The following is a 17,188-nucleotide window of genomic DNA, read 5'->3' as shown; positions in this document are numbered from 1 at the left end:
GGCGGGCGTCCGCCCCGCCCCCCCGGGGGAGTGACCCCCCCCCGACCGCGGGGGGCGGGGGGGGCTGTGGTTGCGCTTGCTTTCGCCGCCGGCTCAACTGGTCGGCCTGGCAGCGAACTCGACCCCGATGGGATGGTTTCGGTGAAGATTCCAGCGAAGACTTCGCGTACACACCGGACGGATGGGATGCATCGGACATCCGGCTTGACCTGGGGCATCCCCGAGGGAAAGAGTGCGCCGGTCGAGCACCACCGCCCGGACCGCCGATCGCGTCGTCGTCCGCGTCGTCCGCGTCGTCCGCGTCGTCCGCGTCGCCGGGAGGTAAGCGCCACCGCATGAGCCGCACTTCGGAGATGTCCCACATGTCTATATCCGTCCGCTCTTCGCTAGCCTCGGCCGCGATCGGCGGTTCCCTCGCCGTGACCGCCATCGGCGTCCTCGCCGCGGCACCCCTCGCCGTCGCCGCTCCGGCGCCGACCCCCGCGACCTGCACCGCGGCGCTCGGTGCGGCCGGCCTCTACGGCGAGTTCATCGAGGGCGACGACCGGCACAGCCCCGATGCCGAAGGCGCCGTGGCGATCGGCGGGAACGCCGACTTCCGGGGTGGCTTCACCGTCGGCCAGGAGCTCACCGCGCAACAGGTCAAGGCGCTCCCGGGCGGCAACGCCCTCGTGGTGGCGGGCGACATCCGCGGCACCGTCCAGGTGATGAACGGCAACGGCACCTACGGCGGCACCCTCTCCGGCACTGCCGAGGCCCACCACGGCAAGGTGACCGGGGCTCCCTCGCCCATCGACTTCGCCGCCGAGTTCCGCACGCTGCGCAAGGCCTCCGGCATCTTGGCCGCCGCTCCCCAGTCGGCCTCGGCGCAGTGGCACCTGGACGGTTCGAACCTCCGGCTGACCGGCACCGACGCACGGTTCAACGGCTTCACCGTCCCGGCCGCCGAGCTGGAGAAGGCCAAGGAGATCCGGATCAAGGTGCCGGCCGGCGCGGTGACCGTGGTCAACGTCAAGGGCGCCGCCTACGACCAGGCGAAGGCCGGGACCACCGGCTTCTTCCTCTGGGACGAGGCGGCCGGGCGCGAGGTCCTCGACGACAAGACGGCCGGCGCCGCCGAAGGCCAGGTCCGCGCGAAGCTCCTGTGGAACTTCCCCGACGCCACGAAGGTGGCCAAGAACAGCGGCAACGCCTGGCCCGGCAGCGTCCTCGCGCCGGACGCCGCCTTCGACTTGGGCTCCGGCGGCCCGGTCAACGGTTCGGTCATCGCGAAGTCGCTGACCGGCACGGAGGGCGCGGAGACGCACCACTACCCCTTCACCGGCTGCCTGCCGGGCAATCCGGTCCCCGTCGTGAACCCGCCGAAGTCCGCCGCCCTCACCCCGTCGGCCTCCGTGCCCGCGCCCGGCACGCCGACCGCTCCCGCCACCCCGAAGCCGGGCACACCGGGCGGGTCCGGCTCCCCGTCCCCGTCCCCGTCCGGCAGCGCTCCCATGAACGTCACCGGGGGTGCCTCCGGCTCGGGCGGTTCGGGCGGCGGACTCGCCCTGACCGGAGCGGGCGCGGCCGTGCCGCTGGCGATCGGCGGGGCCCTTGTGCTGGCCGCCGGAACCGGTATGGTCCTGGTCGCCCGGCGGCGCAGGGCCTGACCGGCCGGGCAGGGGGCCGGCGCCGCACCGCCGCGCCGGCCCCCGCACCCGCCGGGAGACAACCATGTCCCCAGACCCCGATGAAAGCGGCGGCGTCCCCGCCGACCGCCTGCTCGTACGCCCCTACGTCGCCCCCGCGACCCCGCCGAACGGCCCGTCGGCCGCTTTCCAGGCCCCTTCGCAGTCCCCTTCCCAGGCCCAGGCCCAGGCTCCGGCGCCTGCCCCGGCTCCTGCCTGGCCTGAGACCGGACCGGCGTCGGAGCCGTGGTTCGCGACATCTTCAGCGAAGCCTTCAGCGACGCCTTCCACGGCGCCGGAGCCGCCCACCGCACGGATGTCCGTGGCCGGCCGGCGGAAACAGGGCGGCAGCCGGCTCCCGTTCGCCGTCCTCGCCCTGCTCGCACTCTGCGCGGCGGGCGCTCTGGTGCTCCTGCTGCGCGGCCCCGAGCAGGAGCCGCCGCGGGCCGTGGTGCGCCCCGACCTCTCCGTTCCCGTGCTCCCGGCGCGGGCCACGACGGCCCCGCCCGCCCCCGGTCCGTCGGCGAGCGCGAGCCGGGACACCCGGTCACCCGGGCCGACCGGCGCCGCGCAGCCGCCGCCCGCCGTCCCCGGGACGCTGCGCCCCGGGGACAGCGGGCCCGAGGTGCGCACCCTCCAGGGGCGGCTGTACGCGCAGGGGTTCACGTACGTCTCCGTCACCGGGGTCTACGACGAACAGACCCGGCGCGGAGTCACCCAGCTCCAGCAGAACCGCAGCATCAAGGGCGACCCGCTGGGCATCTACGGTCCGTCCACGCGGGCCGCCTTCGAGAGCGGAGGCTAGGCCAGCGGCTCGCCGGCCCGGCCTGGCTCAGCGGCCGCCGGAGACACGGAGGATGGCCCCGGTCGTGTACGCGGCGTCCGGGGACAGCAGCCAGGCGATGGCCGCGGCGACCTCCGTGGGCTGCCCGGCCCGCCCGAGCGGGATCTCGGCGGCGGCGAGCGCCGGGCGGTCCGGGTCGCCCATGGTGGCGTGCATGTCGGTCTCGATGATGCCGGGCGCCACGGCGTTGACACGGATCCCGTCCGGCCCGAGTTCCTTGGCCAGCCCGAGGGTCAAGGTGTCGGTTGCGGCCTTGGTCGCGGCGTAGTGGACGTAGCGTCCGGGGCTGCCGAGGGTGGCGGCCGCGGAGGAGACGTTGACGATCGCCCCGCCGCCGGACGCGGCCATGTCCTGGGCGGCCCGGCGGCAGCAGAGCAGGTACCCGAAGAGGTTCACGTCCAGCACGCGGCGCAGATCCTCGATCCGGGTGTCGGCGAGCCGACCGGGGGTGCCGGTCACCCCGGCGTTGTTGACCAGGCCGGTCACCGCTCCGAACTCGGCCCCGGCGATGTCGAAGAGCCGCTCGACCCCGCTCTCCTCGGAGCTGTCGCCGCGCACGGTCACGCATCGGGCGCCGGCCGCCCGTACGCGCTCGGCGGTGGCTTTGGCGGCCGCGTCGTCGTGGAGGTAGCCGAGCACGAGGTCGTGCCCGTCGGAGGCGAGCCGGACGCAGGTGGCGGCGCCGATGCCGCGGCTGCCTCCGGTGACGACGGTGACCGGACGACGTGGCATGTGTGACATGTGAGCCTCCTGTGGTGCGCAGTGCGAATGCCGTGCCCGCGCACATGATCGCCGCACGCGAACCCCTCCGCGCGGGCGGGGCCGTACTCACCCACAATGCCGGGCCGCCGGGGCGGGGTGAAGACCGGCCGCCGCCGGCTGTCGATCGGGCGTCTGAGGGGGGTCGGACGGGCAGCCGGAGGGACCGGGGGTGGTCCCGCCGGGGCGTCCGTGGGCGGCCCTAGCATCTCGATAAGCGGTGGACCAGCGGAATCGGGGGGCCACAGAGTGGCTTGCCGATAGCTGAAGCCGACACTTCCGAGGAGCACCGCCATGTCGACCCTGCGGGTCACCGCCGAAGAGCTCGCAGTCCATCCGCACCCGAACGCCGACGCGTTGGAGCTCGCGCAAGTGGGCCTCTACCGGGCCGTCGTAGCCAAAGACGCCTACCGAACCGGCGATTACGCGCTGTACATACCCGAACAAGCCGTAATACCGCCCACGTTGATCGACGAGCTCGGCCTGACCGGCCGCCTCGCCGGCGGCGACGCGAACCGGGTCAAGGCCGTCCGGCTGCGCGGCGAGCTGTCGCAGGGCCTGGTGTGCCGTCCGCGCGCCCTGGCCGACGTGGATCTCGTTCAGGCGGCCAAAGAGGGCACGGACTTCGCGGAGTTGCTCGGCATCACGAAATGGGCCCCGCCGATCCCGACGACGATGAACGGAGACGTCGAGGCCGCCCCCGAGCTGCTGCCATGGGTGGACATCGAGAATCTCCAGCGCTACCCGGACATCTTCGAGCCCGGTGAGCCGGTGGTCCTCACCGAGAAACTGCACGGCACCGCCTGTCTGTTGACGTACCTCGCCGAGGACGGCCACGTACTGGTCTCCTCCAAGGGCTTCGGATCCAAGAACCTCGGGCTCAAGGAGGACGAGCGCAACCTCTACTGGCGGGCCGTACGCGGCCACGGAGTCCCCGAAGCCGCCGCCGGGTTGGCCGAGCGGCTCGGGGCGACCCGGGTCGGGATCTTCGGCGAGGTGTACGGGAAGGGGGTGCAGGACCTGGCGTACGGGACCGGCGCGCACACGGCCGACACGCCACCCGCGTACGCGGTCTTCGACGTCTCCGCCGAGATCGACGGACAGGTGCGTTGGCTGGACCCGGCGGAGGTCTTCCCGGACGGCGAACTGCCCTTGGTGCCAAAGCTGTTCGAGGGACCGTACAGCCTCGACGTGGTGCTGGAGTGGGCGAGCGGACGCGAGACCGTGTCCGGGCGGAGCCTGCACCTGCGCGAGGGCGTCGTCATCCGCCCGGTGGCGGAGCGCTACAGTCCGGTGGTCGGCGGCCGCGCCATCGCCAAGGCGGTCAGCCCTGCGTACCTGACGCGCAAGGGCGGTACGGAGTACGAGTGAGCGGGCCGGGGCGGGCGCGGGTCCTGGGTGGGGGAGTGCCCCCAGGCGACGCGCCCCCGGCTAGCCTGGCCGGATGCCCCGATCCGACCTCCTCGCCCGGGCGCTCGACGCCCCGGCCGACCCGCCGCTGCGCCCCCTCCCGGAGGCCGTGGCCGCGCTTCTGCGCGAGCTGGCCGCGCCGCCCCGGCTGGCGGCGCATCTGCGGCTCGTGCACGAAGTGGCGTGCCAACTGGCCGACTGGTTGGCCGAGTTCCACCCGGCGCTGACCTTCGACCGCGAGGCCGTTCTGTTCGGCGCGGCCACGCACGACATCGGCAAGGCGGTACACACCGCCGAACTCGCAGGCCCCGGCTCCGCGCACGAACCGGCCGGTCGGGAGCTGCTCCTCGCGCACGGGTTCACCCCGGCGCGGGCCCGCTTCGCCGCCACCCACGCCAGCTGGTCGGCACCCGCGGTGAGCATCGAGGAACTGCTGGTCAGCGCCGCCGACAAGGTGTGGAAGGGCAAACGGGTCGCCGAGCTGGAGGACCTGCTGATCGACCGCCTCGTGCGGGCGTCGCCGCCCGGCACCGAGCGCTGGGAGGCGTTCCTCGAACTCGACGCGCTGCTCGCCGGAATCGCGGAGGGCGCGGATGCCCGCCTGGCCTTCCAGGCCGCGTACCCCGTCTCGGCCTGACCGCTCGCCGGGCCGGCCCCGGTTCACACAAGGGCGTTGACAGTCGATCCGGGGTGCCGGGAGCATGTGGGAGAGCGCTCTCCCAGTGATCCGGACGGCTGGTGTGTAAGGGGTGGACATGCGCGACGGTGAAGTCGAACGCCTGGCGGACAAGTTGGATCCCGAGCAGCAGGTGCGCCTGCTGACCGGGGCCGATACGTGGCGGACCCACCCCGAACCGGACGTGGGGCTCCGGGAGATCGTCTTCTCGGACGGTCCGGCCGGTGTGCGCGGGCCCGGCTGGGACGAGCGATGCACGTCGGCCCTGCTACCTTCGCCCACCGCCCTCGGGGCGCTGTGGGACGAGGACAGGGTCCGCCGACTGGGAGAGCTGCTCGGCGACGAGGCCCGCCGCAAAGGCGTCCACGTCCTCCTCGCGCCCACCCTGAACCTGCACCGGAGCCCGCTCGCCGGACGCCACTTCGAGTGCTTCTCCGAAGACCCGCTGCTCGCGGGCCGTACGGGGGCGGCCCTCATCCGCGGAATCCAGTCGCGAGGGGTGGCCGCGACGGCGAAGCACTATGTCGCCAACGATTCCGAGACCGGGCGTCTCACCCTCGACGTGCGACTCGACGAGCGCGTGCTGCGCGAGCTGTACCTCGCGCCCTTCGAGGCCGCCGTCCGGGCCGGGGTGTGGCTCGTCATGTCGGCGTACAACAAGGTCAACGGCACGACCATGAGCGAAAGTTCCCTGCTCGCCGAACCCCTGAAGGGTGAGTGGGGCTTCGACGGGGTGGTCGTCTCCGACTGGGGCGGCGTCCGCTCCACCGCGGCCTCGGCCGTCGCCGCGCAGGACCTGGCGATGCCGGGCCCTGGCGGGCCCTGGGGCGAGGCGCTGCTGGAGGCACTGCGCAGCGGCCGGGTCCCGGCCGACGCGGTGGAGCAGAAGGTGCGCAGGCTGCTGCGCCTCGCCGGGCGTGTGGGTGTCCTCGGGGACCTGCCGGCCACCCCGGAGATCGCGGGGTTCCGGGAGTTCTCTGAGTCCGCCGAGGCGCCGGAGCGGCACATCGGCCCGGCCGAAGCTCCTGGCCGGGTCAGCCCGGTCAGCCCGGTCAGCCCGGTCATCCCCCGCAGCCGCCTGGGCCCCGCCGAGCCCGCCGAGCCCGCCAAGATCACCGATCCCGATCCCGCCCCCTACACCGCCGACATCCGGACCCGCTCCCACTCCCGCACCCGTATCCGCGAAGAGCTGCGCGCCGCAGCCGCCGCCAGCTTCGTGCTCCTGGAGAACCGTGGAGTGCTGCCCCTGGACCCCGACGCGCTGAACAGCGTTGCCGTGATCGGGATGCACGCCGACGAACCCCGCGTACAGGGCGGCGGTAGCTCCGAGGTGTTCCCGCAGCGCGTGGTCAGTCCGCTCGACGGGCTGCGGGAGGCGCTGCCGCCCCGCGTCCGGGTCCTGTACGAGCCCGGTCCCGCGCCCGAGGGCAGCGGCGGGCCGGCTCCGCTGGGCGCGCGGTACGCGCGCGACCCGGAGAGCGGCGAGCCGGGCGTGCGGCTGCGCGTGCTCGACGCCGCCGGGGCGGTGCTCTGCTCGGGGCACCAGCCGTCCGGCCGGGTCCTGGAACCCGCCCTGCCGCCCGGCGCCCACACCATCGAGCTCGCCACCGTACTCCACCCCGACGCGACCGGACCCTGGACCCTCGGGCTCGGAGGCTTCGGCGCGCTCCGCCTCACTGTGGATGGAACGACCGTGCTCACCGGCGAGTTCCCGCCCGAGACCGACGATCCGGCCGTCATCCACGTCCGCCCGCCCCAGCGGACCGCCCGGATCCCGCTCACGGCGGGCCGCCCCGTGCACGTCGTCGCCCGCCGCGCGCTCGCCCCCGGCACCGGCCGGGCCACCGTCCTCACCGCCGTCCCGCCCCCGCCCGATCCGGCCGGGGCGCGGGCGGCCGCCGTGGCCGCCGCCCGCGTCGCCGATGCCGCCGTCGTGGTCGTCGGCACCACCGAAGGCGGGGAGTCCGAGGGCTTCGACCGCGACTCGCTCCGACTGCCGCCGCCCCAGGACGAGTTGGTGGCGGAGATCGCCCGCGCGAATCCCCGTACCGTCGTCGTGGTCAACTCCGGCGGGCCCGTCGAACTGCCCTGGCGCAAGGCCGTCGGTGCCGTGCTGCTCACCTGGTTCCCCGGCCAGGAGGGCGGGCACGCCGTCGCCGACGTGCTCCTCGGTCGCGTCGAACCCGGCGGGCGGCTCCCCACCACCTGGCCGGCCACCCTCGCCGAGGCCCCCGTACGCACCACGCACCCCGTCGGCGGCCAACTCCCGTACGAAGAAGGTTTGCACATCGGCCACCGCGCCTGGCTGCGCGCGGGAACGGAGCCCGCGTACTGGTTCGGGCACGGACTCGGCTACACCACTTGGGAGTTCGAGCGGCTCGGCGCACCCGAACCGCTCCCCGGCGGAGGCTTCGAGGTCCCCGTGACCCTCCGCAACACGGGCACCCGAGGTGGCCGCCAGATCGTCCAACTCCACCTCTCCCGCCCCGACTCGGCGGTCGAACGTCCCGTGCGCTGGCTCGCGGGATGGGCGGCCGTGGAGGCGGAGCCGGGGGAGCGGGTGACGGCGTACGTACGGGTCCCCGTGCGCGCCCTCCAGTACTGGAGCCCCGGCTCCGGCTGCTGGGTCACGGAACCGGGCCGCTTCGAGGTCCTCGCCGGTCTCAGCGCGGGCGACCTGCCGCTCCGGGGGACGATCGGGGCCTGAGACGGCCTAGAGTGCCGCCATGGATGCAGCGAGCACCGGGGCCGGGACGGCCCCGACCCTGGAAGACGTGGCGCGCGCCGCCGGGGTGTCCCGGGCCACGGTGTCCCGCGTGGTCAACGGCGTCCGCAACGTCGACCCGGTCATCCAGCAGGCGGTCCAGCAGGCCGTAGCGGCGACCGGGTACGTGCCGAACCGGGCGGCCCGCTCGCTGGTGACCCGGCGCTCGGGCGCGGTCGCGCTGGTGGTGTCCGGTGCGGGGGCCGACTCCGGCCGGGTGCTCCAGGACCCGTTCTTCGGGCGGGTGGTCAGCGGAGTCGTACGGGCGCTGCGACCGCGCGGGGTGCACCCGGTGCTGATGTTCGCCGACGGGGAGCAGGACCGGGCGCAGGTCCTGGCGTACCTCGCCCAGGGCGGTGCGGACGGCGCGCTGCTCGTCACCACCGACGGCCACGACCCGCTGCCCGGCATGCTCGCGGCCGCGGCCCTGCCCGCCGTGCTCTTCGCGCGTCCCGCGCCCCCGGTCCCGCTGGACTGGGTCGACCTGAGGCACCGCGAGGGCGGGGGGCTCGCCGCCCGGCACCTTCTGGCGGGGGGCCGTAGGCGGTTGGTCGCGATCGGCGGCCCGGCGGACGTGCCGGCGAGCCGGGAGCGGGTGGCGGGGTTCCGCGAGGCGCTGCCGGGCGGCGGTGGCGCCGCGGCCGTGCGGGTGGCCGAGGCGGACTTCACGCTGGACGGCGGGGAGCAGGCGATGCGGGTGCTGCTGGCCGAACAGCCGGACCTGGACGGGGTGTTCGCGGCGAACGACCTGATGGCGCAGGGCGCCTGCCTGGTACTGCGCGAGCACGGCCGCCGGATCCCCGAGGACGTGGCGGTGGTCGGCTTCGACGACTCCGGCGCGGCCGTGGCCTCCCGGCCCCGGCTGACCACGGTCCGCCAGCCGGTGGAGGACATGGCGGCGGAGATGGTCCGCCTGCTGCTGGACCGGGTCGCGGGCATGGCCGCCGGGTCCGCGCCGGAGGCCGTGCTGTTCGAGCCGGAGCTGGTGATCCGCGACTCGGCGTGAACGCTGGCCGCTGGGGGGTCGGGAGCCTGGGCCCGTGGTCGGGGAGGTCGGGTGCGGCGCGGCCGTGACCAGGCGACCGGACGCCCTGGGCCGGGACGGTCCGGCGGCGACCGGGCATGCCGGTGGTGATGTTGCCGACGGCGGCCGGGAGCGCAGCGGGTCGCACGGCCCTCGGCCCGGTCAGGGAGTCGGGCAGGCCGGGCGGCCGATGCGGGCGTCGGCCGATCGCTCCGCGCAGCCGCAGCCAGGGCGGGGTGCCTCGGCGGGCGGTTCGAACGGGCCGCTGCGCGGGACTCTCCCCGCCCCGCCCTTCCACCGTTCCCCGGGCGAAGCCCGGACCCGATGCGAGGCCTTGCCTCCGGCGGGCTTCCCGGGCTGCGCTTGACCTGGCCCCGGGCCGTGCCCGATGCGAGGCCTTGTCTCCGGCGGGCTGTCCGGGCTGCGCCCGACCCGGCCCTGGGCCGTGCCCGGACCCGATGCGAGGCCTTGTCTCCGGCGGGCTGTCCGGGCTGCGCCCGTCGTGGTTCCGGGCTACGCCCGGCCGAGCCATCGGGCCGTGCCCGGATCCGCCCATACCGCGGACCCCGGACGCAGGAGTGCGCGTACAGCGCACGCGGTGCCCGTAGGGGCAGGTGACGGCGAGGGGCTCCGGCGCCCGCCCCCGCCCCCGCTACCCCCGCCTCGCCGCCGCCTCCCCCCGGACCTCCAGGGCCGTCTGCCAGCCCGGGGCTTCCGCCGGGGGTTCCGGTGGGGTGCGGCGGCCGCCCGTGGTGAAGAAGGCGGCCAGGGGGAGGGTGGCCGCGCCGACCGTGACCGCGTCGGGCCCCAGTGAGCCCATGTCGATGGTGACCCGGGCGGCCGGGTGGCGAAGGGAGTACCGGGTCGCGTGTTCCCGTACCGCCGGCAGGATGTGGGGGCCCAGCATCAGGCCCGCCCAGCCGCCGATCAGGATCCGTTCCGGCTGGAAGAGGTTGATGACGTCCGACAGGCCCGCGCCCAGGTACTCCGCGGTTTCGTCGAGGACCTCCAGGGCCACCCGGTCGTTCGCGCGCGCCGCCGCGAGCAGCGCGGCGAGGGCGTCCTCCTCGTGCCCCGAGCCGGCCCCCGGGTCGCCGCCCCGCTCGGCCCAGCGCGCCAGCAGCGACTCCGCCCCCGTGTACGCCTCCAGGCAACCCAGGGCCCCGCACCGGCAGCGCCGCCCCCGGACCTGGACCGTCAGGTGGCCCCACTCCAGCGGGACGCCCTCGGTGGTGCCCCCGTCGGGGGAGCCGTCGGTGATCAGGCTCGCGCCGACGCCGGAGCCGAACAGCACGACCACCGCGTCGCGCGCGCCGCGCCCGGCCCCGAACCACATCTCCGCCTGGCCGAGGGTGCGCGCCCCGTTGTCGATGATGTACGGGACCTCGGGCGGCACGGCTCCCGTCTCGCGCAGCAGCGCTTCCAGGGGGACCGCGTCCCAGCCGATGGTCTGGCCGTGCACCACGGTCCCGCCGGGCGCGTCGCGGTCCACGATGCCCGGGACGCCGATCCCGACCCCGAGGAGCCGCTGCGTGCCCACCCCGGCCTCCGCGAGCACGGTGGCGATCCCGGTCCGCACGTGGTCGACGATCGGGCCGACGTCGTAGCAGCCGCGCGGCTGCAACGGCATCTCGGTGCGGGCCAGTTCGGTGAGGGTGAGGTCGAACAGCTCGACCCTGACCCGGGTTTCGCCGACGTCGATGCCGATCATGTGCGCGCTGCCGGGGGCGACGCGCAGCAGCGTACGCGGGCGTCCGCCGTCCGAGTCGACGATGCCGGCTTCCTCCAGGAGGCCGTCCGCGACGAGTTCGCCGACGACGTTGCTGACGGATCCCGAGCTGAGCCCGGTCGCGGGGCCCAGCTCCTGCCGGCTCATCGGCCCGCCGAAGTACAACCGCTGCAGCACGGCGCTGCGGTTGCCCCTTCGCAGGTCCCGCACCGTACGTCCACTGCGCCCCGTGGTCATGTGGCTCCTTCCGCCCTGACATCGATCGCAACATACCCTTGCGCGACCCCTTGACGCGACCCTTTCACGAGGCTTAACTCACGTCCTAAATTAAGGCCTGGAGCAAACGGAGCGGCCGAGACCCGGTTCGGACCCGGATTTCACGTCACCCCACCGGGCTTTCCGCCGAACTCTGTTGCACGTTGTCGAAAGGGACCGAGCCGCCATGCGCAGAACCCGAGCCGTCGCCGTCACCGCCGTCACCGTCTCCATGCTCGCAGCCGCCACCGCCTGCGGGGGCGGAACCGCGGACACCGGCGGCGGCTCCAACAAGGCCCCCAAGGAGCTCACCTACTGGGCCTCCAACCAGGGCCCCGACATCGCGGCGGACCAGGCGACCCTCGGCCCGGAGCTGAAGAAGTTCGAGGAGCAGACCGGCATCAAGGTCAAGCTCGAAGTGGTCCCCTGGGCGGACCTGCTGAACCGCATCCTCGCCGCCACCGCCTCAGGACAGGGCCCGGACGTCCTCAACATCGGCAACACCTGGTCCTCCTCGCTCCAGGCCACCGGGGCCCTGCTGCCCTGGGACGCCAAGAACTTCGACGCCATCGGAGGCAAGAGCCGCTTCGTCGACTCGGGCATAGGCTCGGCCGGCGCCGCGGGCAAGGACCCGGCCGCCGTCCCGCTCTACTCGATGTCGTACGCGCTCTACTACAACAAGAAGATGTTCCAGGAGGCGGGCATCGAGAAGCCCCCGGCCACCTGGGACGAGATGGTCACCATCGGCCAGAAGCTGTCCAAGGACGGCAAGTGGGCGCTGGGCGCGGAAGGTTCGAACCTCTCCAACAACATCCACCAGGCCTTCGTCTTCTCCCAGCAGCACGGCGCGAACTTCTTCGACGCGGGCGGCAAGCCCACCTTCGACACCCCGGAGAACGTCGACGCCGTCAAGCAGTACGTCGACCTGATGGCCAAGGACAAGATCATCGCCCCGGGCAACGCCGAGTACGACAAGAACCAGTCCCTCTCGGACTTCGCGAGCGGCAAGACCGCCATGGTCCTGTGGCAGAGCGCGGCCAGCAGCTTCAAGGCCCACGGCATGAAGGAGGGCGACTGGGGCGTGGCTCCCGTCCCGGTCCCGTCCGGCGGCACGCCCGGAGCCGGCAAGAACACCAACTCCATGGTCGCCGGCATCAACATGGCCGTCTTCAAGAACACCGACAACCTCGACGGCTCGCTGAAGTTCGTGAAGTTCATGACCAGCGACGAGGAGCAGAAGCTCCTCAACAAGACCTACGGCTCCATCCCGCCCGTCAAGGCCGCCCAGACCGACCCGGCCTTCGCCGACGCCGACCTCACCGTGCTCCGCAACACCCTCTCCACCAGCGCCGCACCGCTGCCGCAGGTCCCCGAGGAGTCGCAGTTCGAGACGGCCGTCGGAACCGCCGTCAAGGAGCTCTTCGCGGACGCCGCAGCCGGCCGCCCCGTGACCGCCGACTCGGTCAAGGCGAAGCTCACCAAGGCCCAGCAGCAGATGCAGAAGTGAGCCCCGTCCCATGCCCGCAGCAGAACAAGCAACAGAACAAGCAACAGAACAAGCAACAGAACAAACAACAGAACAAGCAACAGAACAAGTAGCAGCACGAGCAGGAGAACAACCGGTCGCTCCCGTCACCGTGACGGGGAGGGTGCGGCGCGCCACGGCCCGGGTACGCCGTACCGGGCGCGTGCGCCGCGCCGCCCTGCCCTACCTCCTGCTCCTGCCCGCCCTCCTCCTCGAACTGCTCATCCACCTCGTCCCGATGGCGATGGGCATCGCGATGAGCTTCCGGAAGCTGACCCAGTTCTTCATCCGGGACTGGTCCAGCGCCCCCTGGACGGGCTTCGACAACTACCGACTCGCCGTCGACATCGACAAGCCCGTCGGCGAGGCCCTGCTCGGCTCCTTCTTCACCACCTGCCTGTTCACCCTGCTCTCGGTGGGCCTGTGCTGGCTCCTCGGCACCGCCGCCGCCGTGTTCATGCAGGAGACCTTCCGCGGCCGGGGCGTCCTGCGCGCCCTGTTCCTGATCCCCTACGCCCTCCCCGGCTACGCGGCCGTCATCACCTGGGCGTTCATGTTCCAGCGGGACAACGGGCTGGTGAACCACGTCATCCACGACCAGCTGGGCATCGGCGGCGCCGCGCACACCTTCTGGCTCCTGGGCGACAACAGCTTCTGGGCGCTGCTGACCGTATCGGTCTGGAAGGGCTGGCCGTTCGCGTTCCTCATCGTGATGGCCGCCCTCCAGAACATCCCCAAGGACCTCTACGAAGCGGCCGCGCTGGACGGGGCCGGCGTCTGGCAGCAGATCCGCCGGATCACCCTGCCCTCGGTCGGGGCCGTCAACCAGGTGCTGATCCTGGTGCTGTTCTTGTGGACCTTCAACGACTTCACCACACCGTTCGTCATGTTCGGCAAGTCCGCGCCCGCGGCCGCCGACCTGATCTCGATCCACATCTACCAATCCAGCTTCGTGACGTGGAACTTCGGCACCGGCTCGGCCATGTCGGTCCTGCTGCTGCTCTTCCTCCTGCTGGTCACCGCCGGCTACCTGATCTTCACGACGCGGGGACGGAGGAAGACCGATGGCTGACCAAGAGCGCCTGCGCGGTGCGCGGACGAAGTCGCCGCTCGACCCGCCGGCCTCCTTCAAAGCGGTCCGGGCGGTGTTCCTCGTCCTCCTCGCCTCCTTCGTCCTGCTGCCCGTCTACGTGATGGTGACCAGCTCGCTCAAGCCCCTCAAGGACGTGGCCGGACAGTTCCACTGGATCCCCAGCGGGCTCACCCTGCGTCCGTACATCGACATCTGGCACACCATCCCGCTCGCCAAGTACTTCGTGAACTCGCTGATCGTGGCCGGAGCGGCGACCGCCTGCTCCGTCGTGATCGCCGTCTTCGCGGCGTACGCCGTCAGCCGCTACCGCTTCCGCGGCAAGCGCCTGTTCACCGTGACGGTCCTCTCCACCCAGATGTTCCCCGGGATCCTCTTCCTCCTCCCGCTGTTCCTCATCTTCGTGAACATCGGCAACACCACCGGGATCGCCCTGTACGGGTCCCGGGGCGGGCTGATCCTCACCTACCTCACCTTCTCCCTCCCCTTCTCCATCTGGATGCTCATCGGGTACTTCGACTCGGTGCCCCGCGACCTCGACGAGGCCGCCACCGTGGACGGCTGCGGCCCGCTCGGCGCGCTCTTCCGGGTCGTGATCCCGGCCGCCGTACCCGGCATCGTCGCCGTCACCGTCTACGCGTTCATGACCGCCTGGGGCGAGGTGCTCTTCGCCTCCGTCATGACGAACGACGAGACCCGCACCCTCGCGATCGGCCTGCAGGGCTACTCCACGCAGAACGACGTCTATTGGAACCAGATCATGGCCGCCTCGCTCGTCGTCAGCGTCCCCGTCGTCGCCGGATTCCTCCTGCTTCAGCGGTACTTGGTGGCCGGACTCACGGCAGGAGCCGTCAAATGACCCTTTCAGAAGCCCATTACCTGACCTCCATCGACCTCGCCGCCCTGCCCCGCGACTTCGCCTGGGGCACCGCGACCTCCGCCTACCAGATCGAGGGCGCCGTGGCCGAGGACGGCCGTGCCCCCTCCATCTGGGACACCTTCACCCGCACCCCCGGCGCCATCGACGGCGGCCACACCGGAGACACCGCCTGCGACCACTACCACCGATGGCGCGAGGACATCGGCCTGATGCGCGGGCTGGGCGCCAACGCCTACCGGCTCTCCGTCGCCTGGCCGCGCGTCGTGCCGGGCGGCGACGGCCCGGTCAACGCCAAGGGGCTCGACTTCTACGACCAGTTGATCGACGGACTGCTCGCCGCCGGCATCGAACCGTCCGTCACCCTCTACCACTGGGACCTCCCGCAGGCCCTCCAGGACCGGGGCGGCTGGCCCGAGCGGGCCACGGCCGAGCACTTCGCCTCGTACGCGGGTGTGGTCGCCGAGCGCCTCGGCGACCGCGTCACCCAGTGGGCCACCCTCAACGAGCCGCTGTGTTCGGCGTGGATCGGCCATCTGGAGGGCAAGATGGCCCCCGGCTGGACCGACCTCACCGCCGCCGTCCGCGCCTCCTACCACCTGCTGCTGGGCCACGGCCTGGCAGCCCGGGCGATCCGCGCCGCAGCACCCGGCGCGCAGATCGGCATCGTCAACAACCTCTCCACCGTGGAGCCGGCGAGCGGCAGCGAGTCCGACCGCGCCGCCGCCCGGCGGATGGACGGCCACGTCAACCGCTGGTGGCTCGACCCCGTCCACGGCCGCGGGTTCCCCGCCGACATGCTGGAGGTCTACGGGGTCGACCTGCCCGAACACCCCGGCGACCTCGACACCATCGCCGCCCCGCTCGACTGGATCGGCCTGAACTACTACTTCCCGCAGGTGGTCACCGCCGACCCGCACGGCCCCGCCCCCCGCGCCCGGATGACCGACCGCCCCGGCGTCCCGCGCACCGGCATGGACTGGGAGGTGGACGCCGACGGCCTGGAAACCCTGATCATGCGGCTGACCGAGGAGTACGGTGCCCGGCGCATCCTCATCACCGAGAACGGCTCCTCCTACGCCGACACGGTCTCCCCCGACGGCAGCGTCCACGACCCCGAGCGCACCGCGTACCTGCACGCCCACCTCGCCGCCTGCGCCCGCGCGGCCCGCCGCGGCGCACCCCTGGCCGGCTACTACGCCTGGTCCCTCCTCGACAACTTCGAATGGGCCTACGGCTACGACAAGCGCTTCGGCCTGGTCCACGTGGACTACGACACGCAGCGGCGCACGGTGAAGTCCAGCGGCCGCCACTACGCCGACGTGATCGCCGCCCACCGGGCCCTGTAGGCACGGCCTCCCCCCAGCGCTGCCCCCAGCCGCTCCGCCGCGCCGCGCCCGCCCCTCCTCCCCGGGCGGGCGCGGCATTTCGTGGTGGGATGGGGGAGGGGCGACGCGACCGGTTCAAAGGAGAGGCGAGGCGGATGTCCGAAGACCTGGAAGGCACCATGCGGGCCATGGCGTACGAGACGTACGGCGGGACGGAGGTGCTCTCCCAGACCCGGCTCCCGGTACCCAAGGTCGGCCCGGGCGAGGTCCTCGTCCGGGTCCGCTGCGCCTCCGTCAACCCCGTCGACTGGAAGATCATGGCGGGCGGGCTCGACGGCCTGATGGACGTCGTGTACCCGGTCGTCCCCGGCTGGGACGTGGCCGGAACCGTCGAGGTCGTCGGCATCGACACCCCCGAGTTCACCGCCGGGGACGAGGTCATCGCCTACGCCCGCAAGGACTACGTGCACGGCGGCACCTTCGCCGAGTTCGTCACCGTGCCCGTACGGGCCCTCGCGCCCAAGCCCGTCTCGCTGAGCTGGCAGCAGGCCGCGGGGCTGCCGCTGGCCGGCCTCACCGCGTACCAGCTGCTGACCCGCCTCGACACCGGCAAGGACGACACCGTCCTCGTCCACGGCGCCGCGGGCGGCGTCGGCTCCCTCGGCGTGCAGATCGCCCGCGCGCTCGGCGCCCGAGTCATCGGCACCGCCTCGCCGCGCAACCACGACCGGCTGCGCGAGCTGGGATGCGAACCCGTCGCGTACGGGGACGGCCTCGCCGACCGGGTGCGTACGCTGGCACCCGCCGGGGTCACCGTCGTCGCCGACTTCGTCGGGGGAGTCCTCGACACCACCCTGGAGGTGCTGGCGGAAGGCGGCCGGCACGCCTCCATCGCCGACCACACCGTGCTCGGCGCGGGCGGCCAGTGGATGTGGGTACGGCCCGTCGGCGCCGACCTCGCCGAGCTGGGCCGGCTCGCCGACGCCGGACAGCTCACCGTCACCGTCGCCGAGACCTTCCCGCTCGCGGAACTGGCCGCGGCCTTCGAGCTGAGCCGGGCAGGACACACCGCGGGAAAGATCGTCCTGGAGGTGTGAACTCCCGCGGACATGTCCGCGGACACGACCGCGGGGGGCGCCCCCCGCCGGGGGCCGGAGGCCGCACCTGCTACGGTAGGCGAGAGACACACACGCGGGGCCCCCGCGCGCGGTCGGCGCCGCGGAGACCGCCAGCGCGCGCG

The 17,188-nt window shown here is 73.1% G+C and carries 13 protein-coding genes; 11 read left to right on the top strand and 2 right to left on the bottom strand.

From position 1 onward, the window contains the following. The first annotated feature begins 362 nt into the window (after positions 1-362). Both ACFXDJ_RS04400 and ACFXDJ_RS04395 read left to right on the top strand, forming a co-directional pair. A complete protein-coding gene (locus ACFXDJ_RS04400; protein WP_384847726.1) occupies positions 363-1,649 on the top strand; it encodes a choice-of-anchor A family protein in 1,287 nt (428 codons plus the stop codon). Between the two features lie 340 nt (positions 1,650-1,989). Then, complete coding sequence (locus ACFXDJ_RS04395) at positions 1,990-2,472, top strand: peptidoglycan-binding protein (protein ID WP_384663290.1); 483 nt, start codon at positions 1,990-1,992, stop codon at positions 2,470-2,472. Between the two features lie 27 nt (positions 2,473-2,499). Here the strand turns inward: ACFXDJ_RS04395 and ACFXDJ_RS04390 are convergent, their stop codons facing one another. Beyond that, positions 2,500-3,243, bottom strand: coding sequence for an SDR family NAD(P)-dependent oxidoreductase (locus tag ACFXDJ_RS04390; protein WP_384663291.1), 744 nt, complete (start codon positions 3,241-3,243; stop codon positions 2,500-2,502). A 321-nt stretch (positions 3,244-3,564) separates the two neighbouring features. On the opposite strand from ACFXDJ_RS04390, the gene ACFXDJ_RS04385 reads away from it, so the two are divergent. The 4 genes from ACFXDJ_RS04385 (at position 3,565) to ACFXDJ_RS04370 (ending at position 9,126) form a co-directional block, all read left to right on the top strand. Next, positions 3,565-4,641 carry an RNA ligase (ATP) gene (locus ACFXDJ_RS04385; protein ID WP_384663288.1) on the top strand — a complete coding sequence of 359 codons (1,077 nt, stop codon included), beginning with the start codon at positions 3,565-3,567 and terminating at the stop codon, positions 4,639-4,641. Positions 4,642-4,714: 73 nt separating this feature from the next. Continuing rightward, positions 4,715-5,317, top strand: coding sequence for an HD domain-containing protein (locus ACFXDJ_RS04380; RefSeq protein ID WP_384663287.1), 603 nt, complete (start codon positions 4,715-4,717; stop codon positions 5,315-5,317). Between the two features lie 118 nt (positions 5,318-5,435). Further along, a complete protein-coding gene (locus ACFXDJ_RS04375) occupies positions 5,436-8,063 on the top strand; it encodes a glycoside hydrolase family 3 C-terminal domain-containing protein (RefSeq protein WP_384847723.1) in 2,628 nt (875 codons plus the stop codon). 19 nt (positions 8,064-8,082) lie between these two features. After that, positions 8,083-9,126 carry a LacI family DNA-binding transcriptional regulator gene (locus tag ACFXDJ_RS04370; protein WP_384661490.1) on the top strand — a complete coding sequence of 348 codons (1,044 nt, stop codon included), beginning with the start codon at positions 8,083-8,085 and terminating at the stop codon, positions 9,124-9,126. A gap of 670 nt (positions 9,127-9,796) precedes the next feature. Here the strand turns inward: ACFXDJ_RS04370 and ACFXDJ_RS04365 are convergent. Further along, positions 9,797-11,110, bottom strand: a complete 1,314-nt coding sequence (locus ACFXDJ_RS04365) for an ROK family protein (protein WP_384847720.1) — start codon at positions 11,108-11,110, stop codon at positions 9,797-9,799. A gap of 205 nt (positions 11,111-11,315) precedes the next feature. Between ACFXDJ_RS04365 and ACFXDJ_RS04360 the strand changes: the two genes are divergently transcribed. From ACFXDJ_RS04360 to ACFXDJ_RS04340, 5 genes are all read left to right on the top strand, one after another. Further along, positions 11,316-12,635, top strand: a complete 1,320-nt coding sequence (locus ACFXDJ_RS04360; protein WP_384661484.1) for an ABC transporter substrate-binding protein — start codon at positions 11,316-11,318, stop codon at positions 12,633-12,635. A 130-nt stretch (positions 12,636-12,765) separates the two neighbouring features. Continuing rightward, positions 12,766-13,725, top strand: coding sequence for a carbohydrate ABC transporter permease (locus ACFXDJ_RS04355; RefSeq protein ID WP_384661481.1), 960 nt, complete (start codon positions 12,766-12,768; stop codon positions 13,723-13,725). Next, a complete protein-coding gene (locus ACFXDJ_RS04350) occupies positions 13,718-14,602 on the top strand; it encodes a carbohydrate ABC transporter permease (RefSeq protein ID WP_384661478.1) in 885 nt (294 codons plus the stop codon). The genes ACFXDJ_RS04355 and ACFXDJ_RS04350 overlap by 8 nt, the downstream gene beginning before the upstream one ends. Continuing rightward, on the top strand, positions 14,599-15,969 hold the full coding sequence (locus tag ACFXDJ_RS04345) for a GH1 family beta-glucosidase (protein WP_384661476.1): 1,371 nt from the start codon (positions 14,599-14,601) through the stop codon (positions 15,967-15,969). The genes ACFXDJ_RS04350 and ACFXDJ_RS04345 overlap by 4 nt, the downstream gene beginning before the upstream one ends. A 158-nt stretch (positions 15,970-16,127) precedes the next feature. Continuing rightward, positions 16,128-17,045 carry an NADP-dependent oxidoreductase gene (locus tag ACFXDJ_RS04340; RefSeq protein WP_384847769.1) on the top strand — a complete coding sequence of 306 codons (918 nt, stop codon included), beginning with the start codon at positions 16,128-16,130 and terminating at the stop codon, positions 17,043-17,045. Positions 17,046-17,188: the final 143 nt, after the last annotated feature.

Origin of the sequence: Streptomyces sp. NPDC059443 (genome assembly GCF_042750105.1) — a bacterium.
Taxonomy (GTDB): Bacteria; Actinomycetota; Actinomycetes; order Streptomycetales; family Streptomycetaceae; genus Streptomyces.
This window is presented reverse-complemented; position numbering and strand designations above follow the sequence as displayed.

Coding starts and splice junctions, on each gene's coding strand:
- ACFXDJ_RS04400 (WP_384847726.1), top strand. CDS start 363: ATGTCTATATCCGTCCGCTCTTCGCTAGCCTCGGCCGCGATCGGCGGT.
- ACFXDJ_RS04390 (WP_384663291.1), bottom strand. CDS start 3,243: ATGCCACGTCGTCCGGTCACCGTCGTCACCGGAGGCAGCCGCGGCATC.
- ACFXDJ_RS04385 (WP_384663288.1), top strand. CDS start 3,565: ATGTCGACCCTGCGGGTCACCGCCGAAGAGCTCGCAGTCCATCCGCAC.
- ACFXDJ_RS04380 (WP_384663287.1), top strand. CDS start 4,715: ATGCCCCGATCCGACCTCCTCGCCCGGGCGCTCGACGCCCCGGCCGAC.
- ACFXDJ_RS04375 (WP_384847723.1), top strand. CDS start 5,436: ATGCGCGACGGTGAAGTCGAACGCCTGGCGGACAAGTTGGATCCCGAG.
- ACFXDJ_RS04370 (WP_384661490.1), top strand. CDS start 8,083: ATGGATGCAGCGAGCACCGGGGCCGGGACGGCCCCGACCCTGGAAGAC.
- ACFXDJ_RS04365 (WP_384847720.1), bottom strand. CDS start 11,110: ATGACCACGGGGCGCAGTGGACGTACGGTGCGGGACCTGCGAAGGGGC.
- ACFXDJ_RS04360 (WP_384661484.1), top strand. CDS start 11,316: ATGCGCAGAACCCGAGCCGTCGCCGTCACCGCCGTCACCGTCTCCATG.
- ACFXDJ_RS04350 (WP_384661478.1), top strand. CDS start 13,718: ATGGCTGACCAAGAGCGCCTGCGCGGTGCGCGGACGAAGTCGCCGCTC.
- ACFXDJ_RS04345 (WP_384661476.1), top strand. CDS start 14,599: ATGACCCTTTCAGAAGCCCATTACCTGACCTCCATCGACCTCGCCGCC.
- ACFXDJ_RS04340 (WP_384847769.1), top strand. CDS start 16,128: ATGCGGGCCATGGCGTACGAGACGTACGGCGGGACGGAGGTGCTCTCC.